15 protein-coding genes and 2 tRNA genes are annotated in these 16171 nt (G+C 42.0%); 8 read left to right on the top strand and 9 right to left on the bottom strand.

The window, feature by feature from the left end; translation table 11 throughout:
• Nucleotide 1: 1 nt before the first annotated feature.
• The 9 genes from ACXAH9_RS00460 to arsB all read right to left on the bottom strand — a co-directional run bounded on the left by ACXAH9_RS00460 (nt 2) and on the right by arsB (nt 9842).
• Nucleotides 2–2896 carry a TonB-dependent receptor domain-containing protein gene (locus ACXAH9_RS00460; RefSeq protein WP_474892922.1) on the bottom strand — a complete coding sequence of 965 codons (2895 nt, stop codon included), beginning with the start codon at nt 2894–2896 and terminating at the stop codon, nt 2–4.
• Nucleotides 2897–2982: 86 nt separating this feature from the next.
• Nucleotides 2983–4266: a hypothetical protein gene (locus ACXAH9_RS00455; RefSeq protein ID WP_474892921.1), complete on the bottom strand. Its 1284-nt coding sequence runs from the start codon at nt 4264–4266 to the stop codon at nt 2983–2985.
• Between the two features lie 184 nt (nt 4267–4450).
• Nucleotides 4451–5443 (bottom strand): AAA family ATPase, encoded by a 993-nt coding sequence (locus ACXAH9_RS00450; protein ID WP_474892920.1) that lies wholly within the window; start codon nt 5441–5443, stop codon nt 4451–4453.
• 98 nt (nt 5444–5541) lie between these two features.
• Nucleotides 5542–6873 carry an NAD(P)/FAD-dependent oxidoreductase gene (locus ACXAH9_RS00445; RefSeq protein ID WP_474892919.1) on the bottom strand — a complete coding sequence of 444 codons (1332 nt, stop codon included), beginning with the start codon at nt 6871–6873 and terminating at the stop codon, nt 5542–5544.
• Nucleotides 6874–6926: 53 nt separating this feature from the next.
• The gene (locus ACXAH9_RS00440; RefSeq protein WP_474892918.1) at nt 6927–7523 is read right to left on the bottom strand and encodes an arsenate-mycothiol transferase ArsC; all 597 of its coding nucleotides are present in this window, start codon (nt 7521–7523) and stop codon (nt 6927–6929) included.
• Between the two features lie 80 nt (nt 7524–7603).
• Nucleotides 7604–8026, bottom strand: coding sequence for an ArsI/CadI family heavy metal resistance metalloenzyme (locus ACXAH9_RS00435; protein WP_474892917.1), 423 nt, complete (start codon nt 8024–8026; stop codon nt 7604–7606).
• 9 nt (nt 8027–8035) lie between these two features.
• Complete coding sequence (locus tag ACXAH9_RS00430; protein ID WP_474892916.1) at nt 8036–8413, bottom strand: hypothetical protein; 378 nt, start codon at nt 8411–8413, stop codon at nt 8036–8038.
• A 44-nt stretch (nt 8414–8457) separates the two neighbouring features.
• Complete coding sequence (locus tag ACXAH9_RS00425) at nt 8458–8781, bottom strand: ArsR/SmtB family transcription factor (protein ID WP_474892915.1); 324 nt, start codon at nt 8779–8781, stop codon at nt 8458–8460.
• Between the two features lie 23 nt (nt 8782–8804).
• A complete protein-coding gene (arsB, locus tag ACXAH9_RS00420) occupies nt 8805–9842 on the bottom strand; it encodes an ACR3 family arsenite efflux transporter (RefSeq protein ID WP_474892914.1) in 1038 nt (345 codons plus the stop codon).
• A gap of 217 nt (nt 9843–10059) precedes the next feature.
• Here arsB and ACXAH9_RS00415 point away from each other — a divergent pair, with 217 nt between their 5' ends.
• The 8 genes from ACXAH9_RS00415 to mgtE all read left to right on the top strand — a co-directional run bounded on the left by ACXAH9_RS00415 (nt 10060) and on the right by mgtE (nt 16157).
• Nucleotides 10060–10710: a DUF4230 domain-containing protein gene (locus tag ACXAH9_RS00415; protein WP_474892913.1), complete on the top strand. Its 651-nt coding sequence runs from the start codon at nt 10060–10062 to the stop codon at nt 10708–10710.
• Nucleotides 10711–10760: 50 nt separating this feature from the next.
• Nucleotides 10761–11573, top strand: coding sequence for a lyso-glycine lipid O-acyltransferase GlsA (gene glsA, locus ACXAH9_RS00410; protein ID WP_474892912.1), 813 nt, complete (start codon nt 10761–10763; stop codon nt 11571–11573).
• Nucleotides 11574–11685: 112 nt separating this feature from the next.
• Nucleotides 11686–12615 carry a glycine N(alpha)-acyltransferase GlsB gene (gene glsB, locus ACXAH9_RS00405; protein ID WP_474892911.1) on the top strand — a complete coding sequence of 310 codons (930 nt, stop codon included), beginning with the start codon at nt 11686–11688 and terminating at the stop codon, nt 12613–12615.
• A gap of 78 nt (nt 12616–12693) precedes the next feature.
• Nucleotides 12694–12766, top strand: a tRNA-Gly gene (locus ACXAH9_RS00400).
• A gap of 44 nt (nt 12767–12810) precedes the next feature.
• Nucleotides 12811–12895: transfer RNA gene (locus ACXAH9_RS00395), tRNA-Leu, on the top strand.
• A 325-nt stretch (nt 12896–13220) separates the two neighbouring features.
• Nucleotides 13221–14036, top strand: coding sequence for a mechanosensitive ion channel family protein (locus ACXAH9_RS00390; RefSeq protein ID WP_474892910.1), 816 nt, complete (start codon nt 13221–13223; stop codon nt 14034–14036).
• Complete coding sequence (locus ACXAH9_RS00385; RefSeq protein ID WP_474892909.1) at nt 14026–14838, top strand: magnesium transporter MgtE N-terminal domain-containing protein; 813 nt, start codon at nt 14026–14028, stop codon at nt 14836–14838. Before ACXAH9_RS00390 ends, ACXAH9_RS00385 begins: the two co-directional genes overlap by 11 nt.
• A gap of 11 nt (nt 14839–14849) precedes the next feature.
• Nucleotides 14850–16157 carry a magnesium transporter gene (gene mgtE / locus ACXAH9_RS00380; RefSeq protein WP_474892908.1) on the top strand — a complete coding sequence of 436 codons (1308 nt, stop codon included), beginning with the start codon at nt 14850–14852 and terminating at the stop codon, nt 16155–16157.
• Nucleotides 16158–16171: the final 14 nt, after the last annotated feature.

Genomic DNA, 16171 nt, shown 5'->3' with positions numbered 1-16171 from the left:
CTTAAAATTCGTAGCTCACACCCAGACTAACAGACCTTCCAGGCGACCTTCTTGAGAAATATTGAGGCTCTGCATTATAGCCGTTGTAAAACTCTTCTCTTACATCATCAAGTATGTTATTCACACTGAAATTAAGCGTCACATTATCTTTTGCTCCAAATCGCTTATTAAGATTAAAGTTCAGACTGTTAAACGGCTCTGAATAAACATCCGGAAATAGGCCTCCACCAACAACAGTTAGTGTTTTCCCCTGAACATTGTAAAACAATCCGGCATCAACACCTGCTTCATAGTTTTCATATGACAGTCCGGCATTGATCACATAAGGGGCCTGGCCAGCCATTTCCCGATCACGGCTAATTTCCTGATCTCCTTTTCTGAAATCGTTTCTAGCATTGAACTCAACTTCAGACATTTCCAAGCTGGTTTTCGCTAGGGTCACATTGGTTACCCAGGTGAAGTTGCTTAGGCTTTGAGCGAACAGGTCAAGTGATTTTCTTACTTCGAACTCTAGACCCATCAAAGTCCCATCACCCACATTTCTAGGTTGAAATTCATTGGTGGTCTGGGCCTGACGGATTCGAACCATTTCAATTGGATCACTGAATGTTTTATAGAATGCACTTACAGATAATAACTGACCTTGTGGCATAAACAGCTCCCACCGAAGGTCGAAGTTGTTGATATACGTAGCTCTCAGATTTCCGTCCCATTCTCCCTCATATGCAAACAGTCCTCCGTTAAAAGTCCTATTACTTAGCGGGTCAAGAATTTGTGCAAATGATAGCTCTTTGAATGATGGTCTCGCCACTGTTCTTGAAGCTGAAAATCTTAGGTTTTGCTTTTCCGTCACATTGTAGATCAAGTTTGCTGACGGGAATAAGTCAGTAGCATCAAGAACCACATCATTATTCAGGTTATTTCCAGCGTTACCATTGGATTGTGCATAGCTAATATCTCTACCTGTATGTCGTTGCTGATATTTTTCCAATCGCAAACCAAGGATGGTTTTAAATCTTTCGAATGGAGACACTTCAGCAGAAACATACCCTGCTACGTAATTCACATTAGAATTATAGGAATTGGAGTTTGGCGAAGAATTTCCTGATTGTAAATAACCAGTACCAGGAGCTGGGTAAAGATTATCTTCCTGGAAGATTTCATCAGGGTTGCCCGTCCAGTTCGGTTGAGCTCCAAAAAACTGCAATTGATATTGTAGGATTTCGTAATCTCTTTCCTTGAACGTATGGCTAAATCCTCCTCTAAAGGTGGCTTCCTTTCCAAACAACACTGAGTTTTTCGTAAGATCCACTCTACTGCTATAGTTTACTTCATCCAGAAATCTCCAGATTCGAGTTGGGAACCCTGCAGCTCCACCATTGATGGTCATTGCTGATCCCTCGTTAGTGAATGCAGCCTTTCTAACATCCGGCTCAGTGATATTTGAAATAGTAGGTGAGAACTTCCAATCAAGAACCCAGTCGTTATTACCAAAATGATGCTCACCTGCAACAAGCATGTTCGTCAACCCTCTTTGTGCAAATTCTAAATTGTCTGAGTTTCCAGAAAATCCAGACTTTCCAATTGCCTGATCCTGAGGATCATCTAAAATTGTCATTTGTGCAGATAGTCGGTCGCTATTTTGCAAGTGCATGAAATTGACCTTATACTTCGAGTTGTCGGTTTTGTAGGCTACTCCAGCCAAACCTCCCAGCAATACACTTTTTTGAGACTCAGTGCCCGATTGAATCGTTGCAGGAATTAATTCTGTACTTGTTTCCAATCCTTCAAGAACCTGATACTCGCCATAAACTACATCATCGAAGTGAGTGGTAATGCTCTTGTAAGTAGAAGAGAATATGTAACCTAGTTTATGGCCGTTGTTCAGCTCTTTTTGATCTCCATATGTGAAGCCTAAGCTATAATCCATAAAGCTGGTAGACTGCTCGGCACCCATTTGCTTATTAAATGAGTTGTTAAAGTTTGAAACCTGTGCTCTCGAGTACTCAGAATTTAATGGAGAAGGAATGTTTTCGTTTCTACCTCCTGCAGGGAGTGTTCTTAAACCATTATCAAAACCAAGCCAATCTGTATTACTTCCATTTTGTGTAAGAAATTCATTGTTAAAATGCATGCCGGGGTTAAAGCTGATGCCAAATGAAACATCCATGATACGCTCGTCCGGGAAGTCTTTGGTTTCGATATTAACCACCCCACCCGTAAAATCGGCAGGAAGATCTGCGGTTGCAGTCTTATGGACAATCATGTTGTCTATCAAATTCGTTGGGAAAATATCAATCTGCAGACTATTTCTATCAGGATCCAACCCTGGAATATCCATCGTGTTTAGCATGGTTTTGGTATACCGATCCCCAATACCTCGGATATAAACATATTTGCCTCCTTCAACTGATACACCTGTAACTCGCTTAACTGCTGACGCAGCATCTGAATCTCCTATCTTTCTAAAATTGGCTGAAGATATTCCGTCCACTAAGCTTGCTGACTTTCTTTTAACAGTCATCAAAGCTGCTTCTGTGGTTTTGATCACTTCCGCTGTGACCACTACTTCATCCAAAAGGGCAACATCTTCTTTTAATCTGATTTGATTTATAACAGTTGGCTGCTCTTCAGAAACAGCAACTTCACTTACAGTAACCGGAGCAAATGATACGAAGGATGCCTGGATATCATAGGTGCCAGGCGCAGCATTAATCTGAAATTTTCCATCAAAGTCAGTAATAGCACCATTGGTGGTTCCTTTGATTACGACTGTTACCCCATAAAGTGGCTCACCGGTAGCATCTTCAATGACAGTCCCTCGGATAGTACCTTGTTGCGCAAGCAAAGCTGTGCTGGCGAAGAATAAGGTAAAGGTCACAAATTGTCTAAACATATTATTCATTGATCTATAATTCTAAAGAGCAAAGCCTGTTGACCGAAAGGCCAACAGGCAGTTGTTTTTTGATTGTATTTTCTATTTTATAATCCAAGATCACTTAAAGCATTTGAGTATCCAGCCCATGACCAACCAAACTCGGTTGATGCCGGACCTCCAACTGTGTTTGCGTTTTTAGCTACTTCTGAAAGAATCCCTGAATCAACTCCAGCGAAGATCTCAGCCGCATCAGCAGCTCCACTTCCAGAAGCGAGGGTATATTCCCAGGCACTGAACGTACCCACACCGTTTCCTCCAAAAGATTCAATTGGGTTAAAGTTTTGGTCTCCTTCTTCTCCCGGATCTTCGTCCTGAATGAAGCCATAATCAGCATCCCAACCATAGAAGTAAATATTTTGAAGTTCTGCATTGGTCGAACCATCTAAGTCAACCAGGTGGTCAATGTTAGAACCTGCGTACACTGTTCCGTTGATGAATGTGTGAACTCCGCCGTTCGAAGTTTCTCCCTCTGGACCATCTAGTTCAAATGCACTTCCATTTGGAGACACAATCAGAAAGTTTGAGCACGTACCCAACCAATCCTGATCGGTATCAAGTGCATCATCACCTACGTTCCATATCACTACGTTTGAAACGTCAACACTTCCACCAAACCATTCAATACCGTCATCAGCATTAGCTACCACTTCCACATTTGAAACCGTGGTTCCTGAACCAACTCCACCGAAAGTGATACCGTTGATTTCGTTTCCTGCCCCAATATTCGTTCCTGCATGTCTTACGGACACATATGCTATTTGACCGGAGTTGTCACTTGCGTCATTTCCTCCGTATAAGCCGCGGGTTTCAGATGTTGGAATTCCCTCAATTTGAATTTCTGATGCTGACGCAGAGATCGGAGCATTTCCAAGAATAATTAGTCCTCCCCATAATCCTTGAATATCAGGGGTAAGGTTTGGACTCGAATATATTCCTGCTGCAATATCAGCGTTGGTTATTTCGTCAGACACGCTCGTAAATACAATTGGAAGGCTTGCTGTACCCATAGCATTAATGGTTCCTCCTCTTGCTACGATAAGTGCTGAAGCTGAAGCTTGCGAACCTGTTTGTCCTTTGATAACCGTACCAGGTTCAATGTTTAATGTTTGTCCATCATTGACAAAAACGAATCCATTCAATACATAAGTGGTATCCGCACTCCATGTCACTTCACTTCCACCAACACCATCAGCGGAAGAAAAAATGTTTACTACTGCATCAGTATTCCCGTTTCCGTCTGGAGTTATTTCTTCTCCTCCTTTGTCTGAACAGGAAATCATTGCTAGCGTTCCTGTAATTAGCCCCACCAGGCTTAATACTCTTTTCATCTCTTTTGCGATTTAAATAATTAGTTAGATCAATTTGTATCGCAAAATTGATGACGGCATGTTAACTGCCTTAGGAAAGACAGTTACGATATCATTAAAAGAAAGGCTTGTTTGTTAGGGCACTGTTACAATTGTTAAGAAATTGTAAAGCGCCCATCTTCCAAAGAATGTTCTGAGGGTGGTTTTATTTGCTAATATTAACCTTAGATAATATGGATTTGATGATGTCATGAGTGGTAACTTCATCAGCCTCAGCCTCATAGTTCAACAAGATTCGATGGTTTAGTACATCATCAGCGATCTCTTTCACATCTTCCGGCAAAACATAGTCTCGCTCATTGAAAAATGCCATCGCCTTTGCTGCCAGGTTAAGGTTAATGGATGCTCTAGGGGAGGCTCCAAACTGAATGTACTGTGCTTCATCATTCAGCTTATAATCCAATGGATTACGGGTAGCAAAAACCAATTCAATGATGTACTTCTCGATGGATTCAGAAACAGTCACCTGATTGATCTCATTTCTAATGGAGAAGATATCGTCTTTGGTAAGAATGGTTTCCAGTTGTGGATTGAAGCTCATGTTTGAGATGCGTCTCATTACCTGAAGCTCATCTTCTTTACTCAAATAATCCACATGGATTTTTAACATAAATCGGTCTACCTGAGCTTCGGGTAGCGGATACGTTCCCTCCTGATCTATTGGGTTTTGGGTAGCCATTACCAAGAATGGTCTATCAAGCTTATATGTAGTTTCACCAATGGAAACGGTTTTTTCCTGCATGGCTTCCAGCAAAGCTGACTGCACCTTAGCCGGAGATCGGTTCACCTCATCAGCCAGGATCAGATTGGCAAAGATTGGACCTTTCTTAACCTCAAACTCAGCTTTCTGCTGGTTGTAGATCATCGTTCCTACTAAATCTGCAGGTAATAAATCCGGTGTAAACTGTATTCGCTGGAAGTCCAGCTTCAAAACATCCGCCAGTGCATTAACTGTTAGTGTTTTTGCCAGCCCGGGCACTCCTTCAAGCAAAATATGCCCCTGTGTAAACAGTCCTACAAGAAGTCGGTTGACCATATACTCCTGGCCAATCACAACTTTACCAACTTCAGAAATAACCTTTTGGATTTTCTCCTGATGTTCTTTTTGAAGATCCTTGTCGATTGCTTGCTCTTCCATGTTTTTTATTTGAGTTTGGCTTGCAAAAATATGATTCCATTTCAAATTGTAAAGAACCATTTGAAGTAAGGAACATTTATTGGATTTGTGGTCTTAATCTAGCCTGAAATTTTTCTGTCTGCAGTAAGTGTTTTTTTAGATCGCAAAGAAAAGGTCCTGATGATCAGTCGAGTACCCTTATCGTAGGTGAAGTAACTCCAAATCCAGTTATTCAGTGTGATCAATTTATTTCTGAAACCAATCAGGTACATAATGTGAACAAACATCCACACCAACCACGCAAAAAACCCTTTGAAATGCAGACCACCGGGCATATCTACTACAGCTTTGTTTCTACCTACAGTTGCCATGGTTCCCTTATCAAAGTAATCAAACTTCTTTAATTCTTTACTCTCAAACATTCGTTTGATATTTTTCGCCAGTTGCTCTCCCTGCTGAATGGCCACAGGAGCCAACATGGGATGACCGTTCGGTAATTCTTCGGTTTGCATCATGGCCACATCACCAATAGCAAAAACATTATCCATCCCTCTCACTCGGTTGTACTCATCCACCACAATACGGCTTTTCTGCACCTTTTCTGCATCAATGCCTTCTATAATTCTTCCCTTTACACCTGCAGCCCAAATGAGTGTTTCCGCTTTGATCTCCTCTTTGCCCAGATCAATGATTCCATTTTCGTAATCCTTAACCATGGTGTTGAGACGAACATCCACGCCCATCTTTTTGAGGTACTTGAGTGCTTCTTTCCCGGCAAAATCACTCATTCCATTAAGCAGTCGATCAAGACCCTCAACCAGATAAATATTCATTTTAGAGAAGTCCAAGTCAGGGTGATCTTTTGGAAGAATATGATTTCGAAGCTCAGCAAGTGCCCCCGCTACTTCCACTCCTGTCGGTCCGCCACCAACAACCACGATATTCATCATCTGTTGGAATAGCTCAGGATCTTGCGTCAGCTCCGCTTGCTCAAAATTTTGAAGGATGTGACTTCTCAAATCGAGCGCATGAACCACCCGTTTTAATGGAAGTACCTTTTCTCTGAAATTTTCTTTGCCAAAATAGTTGGTAGCGGAACCATTGGCGATCACCAGATAATCATATTTCAAATTGCCCACCTTGGTGATCACCTCATTGTTGTCAAAGTCCACTCCGGTGACTTTCACCATCCGAAAGACATAGTTGAAGTGGCCCTCGAATGATTTTCTCAAAGGGCCTGAAATCGAATCCGGCTCCAGTCCAGCCGTGGCTACCTGGTACAAAAGCGGCTGGAACGTATGAAAATTGTTACGATCCAACATCACCACCTGGGCTTTTACCTTTTTAAGTGATTTCGCTAACCTAAGACCTGCAAATCCTCCGCCGATGATGACGATCCGTGGATATTGAGTCTTAGGAACGGTGAGTCTTAAATGTGATGGTATTGCCATGCGAGTGTTTTTAGGAGTATAAACACGGGCCATCCCAAATTGATTCTAAAAAATCAGCTTTTCAACTGGCTGAAAACGTAGGCCATCTCTGCTGCAATTTGACTGGATCTTTCGCCGTACACCTTTTCTTCGTTCCCTGACCCATCTGACACCTTAGGGTCCTCATAAAAAAGTTTGATTCGAGCGTCTGCCCCAAAGACAATTGGGCATTCGGCATCCGCTTCCGAGCAGGTCATGATTGCCGCAAAACCTGTGCCTGGGTTCTCCTCGTTATCAAATGTTTTGGAATAGCAGATCATCGGTGAAGCATCATCTGAAAACTTTACTTCATAGTGAGGATTGCCTCCTGATCCCTTTTTTACGTCAAAACCGGCATTTTCAATTGCTGCAACTGCATTTGCGTTGAAAGCGGTCGCTTCCGTTCCGCCGGAAAAGGTTTCCACCTTCACACCATAATGATACGCCATAGTCTGCGCCCAAATCTGGCTTAGGTGACTTCTGCGGGAGTTATGTGTGCAAATAAAATTGAGTTTTGGGTCCTCAGCTGACTTTATATACTCAACAATTTCATTTAGGATAGACTTTCGTGCATCAGTGATTTCAACTGAAGTTATTTTTTCTAGGTAGGTTTTTATTTGTGGGTAGATCATATATAAAGCGATAAATAGGGTGGGCAAAATTACATACACCCACCCCTAACCCCTCCCAGGAGGGGAATTAGTAATTAGTATTAACAACAAGCTGCGGTCTGCTTTTCTTGATTTTGTTCTACATCGTCTAGGAAGTGGTAGACTTCCCATTCGTATCCATCCGGATCGTTGACCCAGAATTTATCCTGAATGGCGTAGCAACATGCAGTTTCGGCCTCCTCCAACTCTACCAACTTATGACCCCTGGCCAAATTTAGCTTTTCGTTGAGTTCTTCTTTGGTTTCTACCTGAATGCCGTAGTGCCCACTGGTGTTCACCTTCTCTGGATTTTGGATAAACGAAATGGTCAATGCCGGAGCATCCAGCTCATACTTGGCATAATCGTCCTTCACTTTAGCCGCGCTCTCGTTAAAAAATTTATCATAGAATGCGACTGTCTCACCAATGTCACTGACAAATAATGAGATATGCGTTCTTGGAAATACTGTTTTCTGTTCCATCATAATTGTTGTTTAAAAAATTTCTGAATCTATGTAGCATTTTTCGAAGTGTACTGTCTCTTCAGGGTTGCCAATCACCCATTTGTTTCCATCAGGATCAGTGAGACCGATGGCTTTTCCAATGTTCTCACATTCTTCCTTTAATCGTTCAATCTTTCTAAATCGACTCATTCGCCTGTTAATTTCCTGCAACACAGAATGGTCTTTCACTTCCAGTACGTGATGTCCATCTTCTGCATCATTTACTGACTCGATGATATCCAGTCGAAACTGATCCGTTTCGAACCGAATAACATTGGGACTTATTTCATCTGGCATCTGATCCAGCAAGGATCGATAAAAGACCAAACTGTTATTCAGGTTATTGCTATTTAAGGATATTATTTTCATTTATATATCGTATTATTACGATGTTTTTATTCAAAAAATTTTTTTTAGCAGCAGTTCGGATCGTAACTATCCATCAAACCCTGCAATCGGTTTTTTACAGTTTGCCAAATTTCAGGATCAATGCAGTAGCACATGGATGTCCCCTCGACCGTGCCTTTAATTAATCCAACGCTTTTTAATTCCTTTAGGTGCTGAGAGATCGTTGCTTGAGCCAAACCCAATTCTTCTACCAAATCACTGTTAATGCATTGATTGGCTTTGATCAAATGCTCAATAATTGCCACCCGTGCCGGATGGGCAAACGCTTTGGCCACCAACGCCAATTCGTTTTGTTCAGAGGTAAATAAATCGGTTCGACTAACTCCCATATCGTAATATTACGATGAATAATTTATTTGGTTGCGGTGTAGTACTTTTTTTTCAGCCAAAAAGAAACTCGCACCAGTAAAATTAATGCAGGAACTTCAACCAGCGGGCCTATCACCCCGGCAAACGCCTGACCTGAATTCAGTCCAAAAACGGCAATTGCTACTGCTATCGCTAATTCAAAATTGTTTCCAGCAGCAGTAAAAGCAACGGATGCGTTTTTGTCATATTCTGCTCCCACTGCTTTGCTCACAAAGAATCCAATCAGGAACATGAGAATAAAATATATCAAAAGAGGAACAGCAATTCGAAGTACATCCAGCGGTATCTCTACAATCAGCTGTCCTTTCAGTGAAAACATCACCACGATGGTGAACAACAAAGCAATCAGTGTGATGGGCGATATAGATGGGATGAAAGTGTTTTTATACCAGTCTTCACCTTTCATTCTTACCAGCAGCCAGCGACTCAGGATACCAGCTAAGAATGGAATACCCAAATAAATGGCCACACTCTCAGCAATCGTGGCAATTGAAATATCAACGATCGCTCCATTAAAACCGAAGTAGGGTGGAAGCACGGTAATAAACAACCAAGCATAAAAACTGTATCCAAACACCTGAAAAATGCTGTTTAGCGCAACAAGTCCTGCTCCATATTCACTGCTCCCTTCGGCCAGATCGTTCCACACCAGCACCATGGCAATGCAACGCGCCAAACCAATCAGGATTAATCCAATCATGTATTCAGGATAATCCTGAAGAAACGTGATCGCCAAAATGAACATCAATAATGGCCCGATGATCCAATTAAGCAATAAAGACAAGGAAAGAATCTTGACATTTCGGAATACTTTGGGCAGCAACGAATAATTGACTTTAGCCAGCGGCGGATACATCATCAGGATTAGTCCAATCGCAATCGGTACATTCGTGCTACCTGAGCTCATCGCGTTTACCTGGTCTGCCACCCCCGGAAAGAAATAGCCAATTCCCACCCCCACGAGCATTGCTGTGAAAATCCACAAGGTAAGATTTCGATCTAAAAAGCTCAGTTTCTTCATCCATTTATTTATTTATCGCAATATTACAATGTATAGATAGGGAATCAAAAGTTTGAGTGAATTCTCGCAAAGCTTCATTTTATGTCATTTCGAACTACGTGAGAAATCTATACTATCAATTTACAACTACATACTTGGTAAAGATTTCTCCTTTAAGTCGAAATGACACCTTCTGGTTTTTTCTAACCTTATCAGATATTCATATTATCTTAAACCCATGATCAATCTGACGAAACTCATCCTCAAGATTCTGCCCTGGCTGCTGACCGTCGGTCTGCTGGGATGGATGCTGTTTACAGAAAAACTGAGTAATTCCTCAGAGGGAAGAACAGAGGTTATGACTAATACCATTCTCACACGTGTGGAGCAAATGGGCAAAATGGAACTGGTGAAATACAATTTTCAGGAGGTGACCGAGGTGAAAAAAATCGCAGGTGAAATTGACCTTAAGATATTCAAGTATAAACCCGTACCTGATTCTAAAGGGGTGCTGATCAGTCAGGGAAGTGCTGTGGGATGTGTCGATTTTACCAAAATCACCCCGAAGCACATCAATGCTTCAACCGACACTATTTATATCAAGCTTCCAGCACCGGAGATCTGCTACTTCAAAATCGACCTTGAAAAATCCAGACTTTATGACCTTCAAACCGATTACATGCGTGAAGAAGATCGCAGAAATTTTGTTCAAGAACTTTATAAAGTTGCCGAACAACAGATTGAAGCTTCCGCAATACAATCCGGTATTCTGGAGCAGACGAAAGAGAATGCGCATACCGTACTGAGGCCAATGCTGGAAAATATTTCCGGTCGGGTAGTTATTCTCTCATTTGATCCGGATCTATCTGAACCTCTTTTAGCGAAGTAGATTTTCTACTTGCCCAAACCCGTAAACCGTTTTATCATTGCCGTCACCCCATGGAGAAATTTGTAGAGGTACGAAAACTGATCGCTGATAAAAACCCCAAACTACTAAAGTGGCTTCCGGGTTTTGTGGTTCGATGGATTGAAAAAATCATTCATCAGGATCAGGTGAATGCCTTTATGGCTGCTAATAAGGATGCCGATGCGTTCGAGTTTTGTGAAGCAGCTGTGAATTTGCTCAATCAAGAGCTCAGCATCAAAGGAAAGGAGCATGTACCCCCGATGGATCAGTCGTGTATTTTCGTTGCTAATCATCCCTTTGGAGGGATGGATGCGATCACGATCATTCATCTACTCAAAGACGTAAGACCTGACATCACCTTCATTGTAAATGACCTGCTGATGGCGGTGAGGAATCTGAAAGAAAAGTTTGTGGGTGTCAATAAGGTGGGCCGCAGCGCTGCACAATCACTTCAAAAAGTAGAGGAACAATTTGCATCAGGAAATTCTACCTTCCTATTTCCTGCTGGGCTGGTTAGCCGTAAAATCCACGGTGAAATCATTGATCTGGAATGGAAAAAGACATTTGTAACCAAAGCAAAAAAATACAATAAGCCCGTACTTCCGGTTCACATTGATGGACGACTAACCAATCGATTTTATCGTTTGGCCAACCTTCGGAAGTTTCTTGGCATTAAGGTAAACATCGAAATGTTTTTCCTGGTGGATGAGTTGTTTAAGCAAGAAGGAAAAGAGGTTAAAATTGTAATTGGTAAACCCATTCTACCGGAAACATTCACGCGTGATAAGTCCGATGTTGAATGGGCGCAGTGGGTTAAAGGAGAAGTTTATAAATTAAGGGAGTGAATATTTTATGGTTCCTCCCTTGAGGCGGTCCGACAAGTCTGGGTTTAGGTGGGTGACATTGTAATTACCTACTAAGTCACCCCTTTATCCCCTCAAGGGGAAAATTTAAAGAATGCAAAAAGAGAAAGAAATTATAGCGCCAATTGACCGGGAACTGATTGAGCAGGAGCTCAATGAAGAACGGTTTGTTCGTGATACCAATAAGGGTGGAAACAAGATTTATATCCTGAACCATCACAATGCACCAAACGTCATGCGGGAAATTGGGCGTTTGCGTGAGGTGTCTTTCCGATATGCCGGAGGTGGCACAGGTGAGGAAGTAGACATAGACTCTGCTGATACCAGAGATCGATGCTATGAGCAACTAGTTGTATACAACCCGGAAGACCGGGAGGTTATTGGCGGATATCGCTTCATCACCGGTGAGCGGGCCCATAATCCCGAGACAGGTGATTTCGAGTTGTCCACCGCTAACTATTTCGATTTCTCCGACCGGATGAAAGAAGAATTTCTGCCCTACTCAATTGAGCTTGGACGTTCATGGGTGCAGCCGGACTACCAGCCGGCAAACAACCCAAGAAAAGGTCTCTTTGCCCTAATGAATATCTGGGATGGACTGGGCTGCCTGGTAACTCAATATCCTGAGATCAAATACTTCTTTGGTAAGGTGACCATGTACACCAGCTACAACACGGAAGCGCGAAACATATTGCTTTCGTTTATGGCGCATTTCTTTCCTAATCGACTGGGACTTTGCGAGCCAAAAAAGGAGCTGTTTGCCGGATTTGATGACAAACTTTTCAAAGAGCACTTTGACAAAGACTTGAGCTACCAGGAAGGATTTAAGCTGCTGCACAAGCTGCTGAAAGAGCGAGGTGAGTTTATTCCTCCCCTGATCAATATCTACATGAGTCTGTCAGACACCATGATGACTTTTGGAACCGCACAAAATCCTGATTTTGGCGATGTGGAAGAAACTGCTATCCTTGTCACGATTGAAGATATCCATCAAGAGGTGATTGATCGTCATGTGAATTATTGAGAAAAAGACCTCAGATTTCCTATTGCAAATTTCAATGGTTCATATAAATTTGCAGTCCTTTTCAAAGTAAGAGGATAAGCGAGAGTAGCTCAGCTGGTAGAGCACAACCTTGCCAAGGTTGGGGTCGCGGGTTCGAATCCCGTCTCCCGCTCAAGAGCCGCACTTAGATGCGGCTTCTTTTTTGGTACACACCATGCCTCGGTGGTGGAATTGGTAGACACGCAGGACTTAAAATCCTGTGGACATTGCGTCCGTACGGGTTCAAGTCCCGTCCGAGGTACATATAAGCCTGATAATCATTTGATTGTCAGGCTTTTTTGTTTGCCTACTTACTCCGCAATGTTTGCTTCCCACTATTCAATCCACCAGTGTTATCCCTATAATCCCTTATTCATTCTGGTATTATTTCCGTAACTTACTAGGGTAGCAAATCCGTTGATCGGCATAGGACGGTACACAGGAGTACTTTGATTTATTTTCACCTATTTTATCGTTTTGAGATCAATTCATTGGAATAAGTGAGTATGGAGTCTCTCGACTCTTATGATGCCCCTATAGATATTTCGGGTTCCTTTTCTTGATTAAAATTTATAAATGAGACCCTCATGAATGAAGATGTGCGTTTATTTCTTGATTACGTATCTGAAAAGCTGGTCCTGATCCTTCCCCGTCTGGCTATGGCAGTTCTTATTCTGCTGATTGGGTACATGATTGGTAAGTTATTGAAAAAGCTCATCCTTCGATTTATTCTTTTTTTAAACATAAAGATGAATCAGGGATTGCAAAACAGCATGTTAAATGTGGATTTGAAAAGCTCCGCAACATTTGTTTCTACTGCCTTTTTCTGGGTCATCATCATTTTTACATTGCTTATTTGTGTTCAGGTCCTAAAACTAGACTTTCTAAGTGCTTGGATGGATCGAGTACTCATATACCTACCAAACGTACTTGCAGCAATAATTATCGTCCTTGTTGGAATCATTTCCGGCAGACTCCTGAGTGAGCTCATTCAATCTGCTGCTTCAAAAACCGGCCTGGCTAACGGCAAGCTTTTAGGTAAGATTGTTCGATATCTGATTCTATTTATTGCCATCGTTATTGCACTGGATCAGGTTGGAGTTGATATCGCCTTCCTAAGCAATCTTTTCATAGTCATTCTTGCTTCACTTATGTTTGGCGCTGCGCTAGCCTTTGCTCTGGGAGCACGTACATCAATTAGTAATATTTTAGGATCTCACTATGCACGAAAAACGCACCAGCTAGGCACAAAAATTAGAATTGGGGAAGTGGAAGGTACCATCGTCAAAATAACGGATCATGCAATATCTATCGAAACAACCTCCGGATTGATGGTCATTCCTGCAAAGGATTTCAATGAATCCAATGTACTCATTATTAAAGATCATCAGAATGAAAAATGACCAACTCCTTATTGACGAATTCCTATCTAGCCATCCTGATATAGCTATAGATTCAATTAATGATTTAAACACGGTAGATGCTGCATTATTACTGGAAGGATTATCTATTGATCAATGTTTACTTATTCTATCCAGAATGGTGCCGTATAAAGCAGGGGAAATCCTTGAGAAAGTCTCCCCGGAGCATGCGGTACAAGTTGTAGGGCGAATGCCATTATCTCTTGCTGAATCCATACTGCGCGTGTGTGAAAAAGCTGTTTCTGATCACATATTAGACAACATAGCTCCGGAACAAGCCAAATACATTAGAAGAGCACTCGAATTCAATAAAGATCAGGTAGGTGCCCATCTTGATCCATATGTATTCACATTGCAGGTAACTATGAGTGTGGAAAGAGCCCTTGAACTTATAAAGAATAGCAAAGTGGCAATCAAACCACATGTTTTTGTCCTTAACAAGGAAAATATACTTGTAGGGTACATTGATGTAACTGATTTAGTGAAAAATCAGCTGGGCATAGGAATCAATACATTGATGAAACCTGTATCTCATTCTGTATTCGCAGAAATGAGTGTGAAAGACCTGTTGGACAAATGGAATGATTCATTTACTGACCAAGCAGTGGTAAAAATCAATGGAGAATTTTTAGGTACCGTTTCAAAAGCTTCATTAACCGAGTTAAATACGGACAAATCAGCATGGAATAATTCAGCTCTTAAAGCAGGCAATGCGCTCGGCGAACTCTATACGATTGGGCTCACAAGTTTATTGGGTAGCGCAGAATCGAATTTGAAATCATAAATCACCCTCATATGGAAATATCTGAAATTAAAAGCTCTTTGGTAAACACCTACATGCAGCGTTTTCCTGATGAAGCTGCGTCTATTTTAAATACATTTTCCACCGAGGACATTTTACATTACCTGACCACTCAACCCAATGAGATTAGAGAAGACATCTTACAAAACCTAAGCCCTGAAGCTGTTGGCCTGATTATAGAGCAAATGGATGACAGGACATTTTTAGAACTTTTCGAATCGGTTGACTCGTATTCAGCAGCTAAATTTTTATCACGAACGACCCATTCAATTCAGGAAAAAAGAATAGGACTTCTTCCGGAAAAGAAAGCGAAAAATATTCGGGAGATGCTCTCGTATCCTCCTCAGGCCGCCGGTTATCTGATGGACACACGCATCATCACCTTTCATCCAAAAAACACTGTGGATGAAGTCCTGAAAAAGCTGAGAACCATTGGTGACAAGAAGATTTTAAACCTTCATGTAACAGATAGTAAAGGAAAGCTATTAGGAAAAGTATTCATTCAAAACATTGCAATCTCATCACCTGACACGACACTCGAAGAAATATTAGTCCCTTGTGAAAGCATTCAGGTAATGTCACCCGCTGAAGAGGCCGTAGTTCTTTTTGAAGAGGGTAAAATCATCAATCTTCCTGTAGTTGATTTGGAAAACCACTTGCTAGGGATCATTAGAAGTGAAACACTCATTGCTGCGACGCAAAAAGATGCCTCTGAGGATGTACTTGCCATGTTTGGTGCGGGCAGAGAGGAACGAGCACTGTCAAGCCCCTGGTTCGCTGTAAAAAAACGGCTGCCATGGCTGGAGATCAACCTCGCAACTGCATTTCTTGCTGCTTCAATAGTTGGCGTTTTTGAGGAGACCATAGCACAGGTAACCGTTCTCGCTGTTTTTCTACCCGTTGTGGCAGGCCAATCCGGAAATACCGGCTCTCAGGCGCTAGCCGTAACCATGCGCGGACTGGCATTGCGCGAGATTCAAACCAACCATTGGTGGAAAGTGGCAAGAAAAGAAGTGGCTGTGGGCTTCATTAATGGAATCGCAGTGGCTTTAACCACTTCAATGATAGCCTATTTCTGGGCAGACTCTTTTGGTATCGCTTTAGTTATCGGCACATCCATGATCTTATCCATGGTAATCGCCGGATTTTCCGGGGCAGTGGTGCCTATTGTGCTAAAAGCTGCAGGGCAGGATCCGGCCCAGTCTTCATCTATTGTTTTGACCACTGTCACTGACATCATGGGATTCTTAAGTTTCCTTGGCTTAGCTACGGTGCTGGGATCTGCACTAGGCATATTTTAATTACTTCAAGACTC

The sequence above is a fragment of the Ekhidna sp. ABH4_415 genome, assembly GCF_056161305.1.
This window is presented reverse-complemented; position numbering and strand designations above follow the sequence as displayed.

What these genes read in the sequence shown, in the direction of transcription:
- ACXAH9_RS00460 (WP_474892922.1), bottom strand. Translation starts at nt 2,896, where the DNA reads ATGTTTAGACAATTTGTGACCTTTACCTTATTCTTCGCCAGCACAGCT.
- ACXAH9_RS00455 (WP_474892921.1), bottom strand. Translation starts at nt 4,266, where the DNA reads ATGAAAAGAGTATTAAGCCTGGTGGGGCTAATTACAGGAACGCTAGCA.
- ACXAH9_RS00450 (WP_474892920.1), bottom strand. Translation starts at nt 5,443, where the DNA reads ATGGAAGAGCAAGCAATCGACAAGGATCTTCAAAAAGAACATCAGGAG.
- ACXAH9_RS00445 (WP_474892919.1), bottom strand. Translation starts at nt 6,873, where the DNA reads ATGGCAATACCATCACATTTAAGACTCACCGTTCCTAAGACTCAATAT.
- ACXAH9_RS00440 (WP_474892918.1), bottom strand. Translation starts at nt 7,523, where the DNA reads ATGATCTACCCACAAATAAAAACCTACCTAGAAAAAATAACTTCAGTT.
- ACXAH9_RS00435 (WP_474892917.1), bottom strand. Translation starts at nt 8,026, where the DNA reads ATGATGGAACAGAAAACAGTATTTCCAAGAACGCATATCTCATTATTT.
- ACXAH9_RS00430 (WP_474892916.1), bottom strand. Translation starts at nt 8,413, where the DNA reads ATGAAAATAATATCCTTAAATAGCAATAACCTGAATAACAGTTTGGTC.
- ACXAH9_RS00425 (WP_474892915.1), bottom strand. Translation starts at nt 8,781, where the DNA reads ATGGGAGTTAGTCGAACCGATTTATTTACCTCTGAACAAAACGAATTG.
- arsB (WP_474892914.1), bottom strand. Translation starts at nt 9,842, where the DNA reads ATGAAGAAACTGAGCTTTTTAGATCGAAATCTTACCTTGTGGATTTTC.
- ACXAH9_RS00415 (WP_474892913.1), top strand. Translation starts at nt 10,060, where the DNA reads ATGATCAATCTGACGAAACTCATCCTCAAGATTCTGCCCTGGCTGCTG.
- glsA (WP_474892912.1), top strand. Translation starts at nt 10,761, where the DNA reads ATGGAGAAATTTGTAGAGGTACGAAAACTGATCGCTGATAAAAACCCC.
- glsB (WP_474892911.1), top strand. Translation starts at nt 11,686, where the DNA reads ATGCAAAAAGAGAAAGAAATTATAGCGCCAATTGACCGGGAACTGATT.
- ACXAH9_RS00390 (WP_474892910.1), top strand. Translation starts at nt 13,221, where the DNA reads ATGAATGAAGATGTGCGTTTATTTCTTGATTACGTATCTGAAAAGCTG.
- ACXAH9_RS00385 (WP_474892909.1), top strand. Translation starts at nt 14,026, where the DNA reads ATGAAAAATGACCAACTCCTTATTGACGAATTCCTATCTAGCCATCCT.
- mgtE (WP_474892908.1), top strand. Translation starts at nt 14,850, where the DNA reads ATGGAAATATCTGAAATTAAAAGCTCTTTGGTAAACACCTACATGCAG.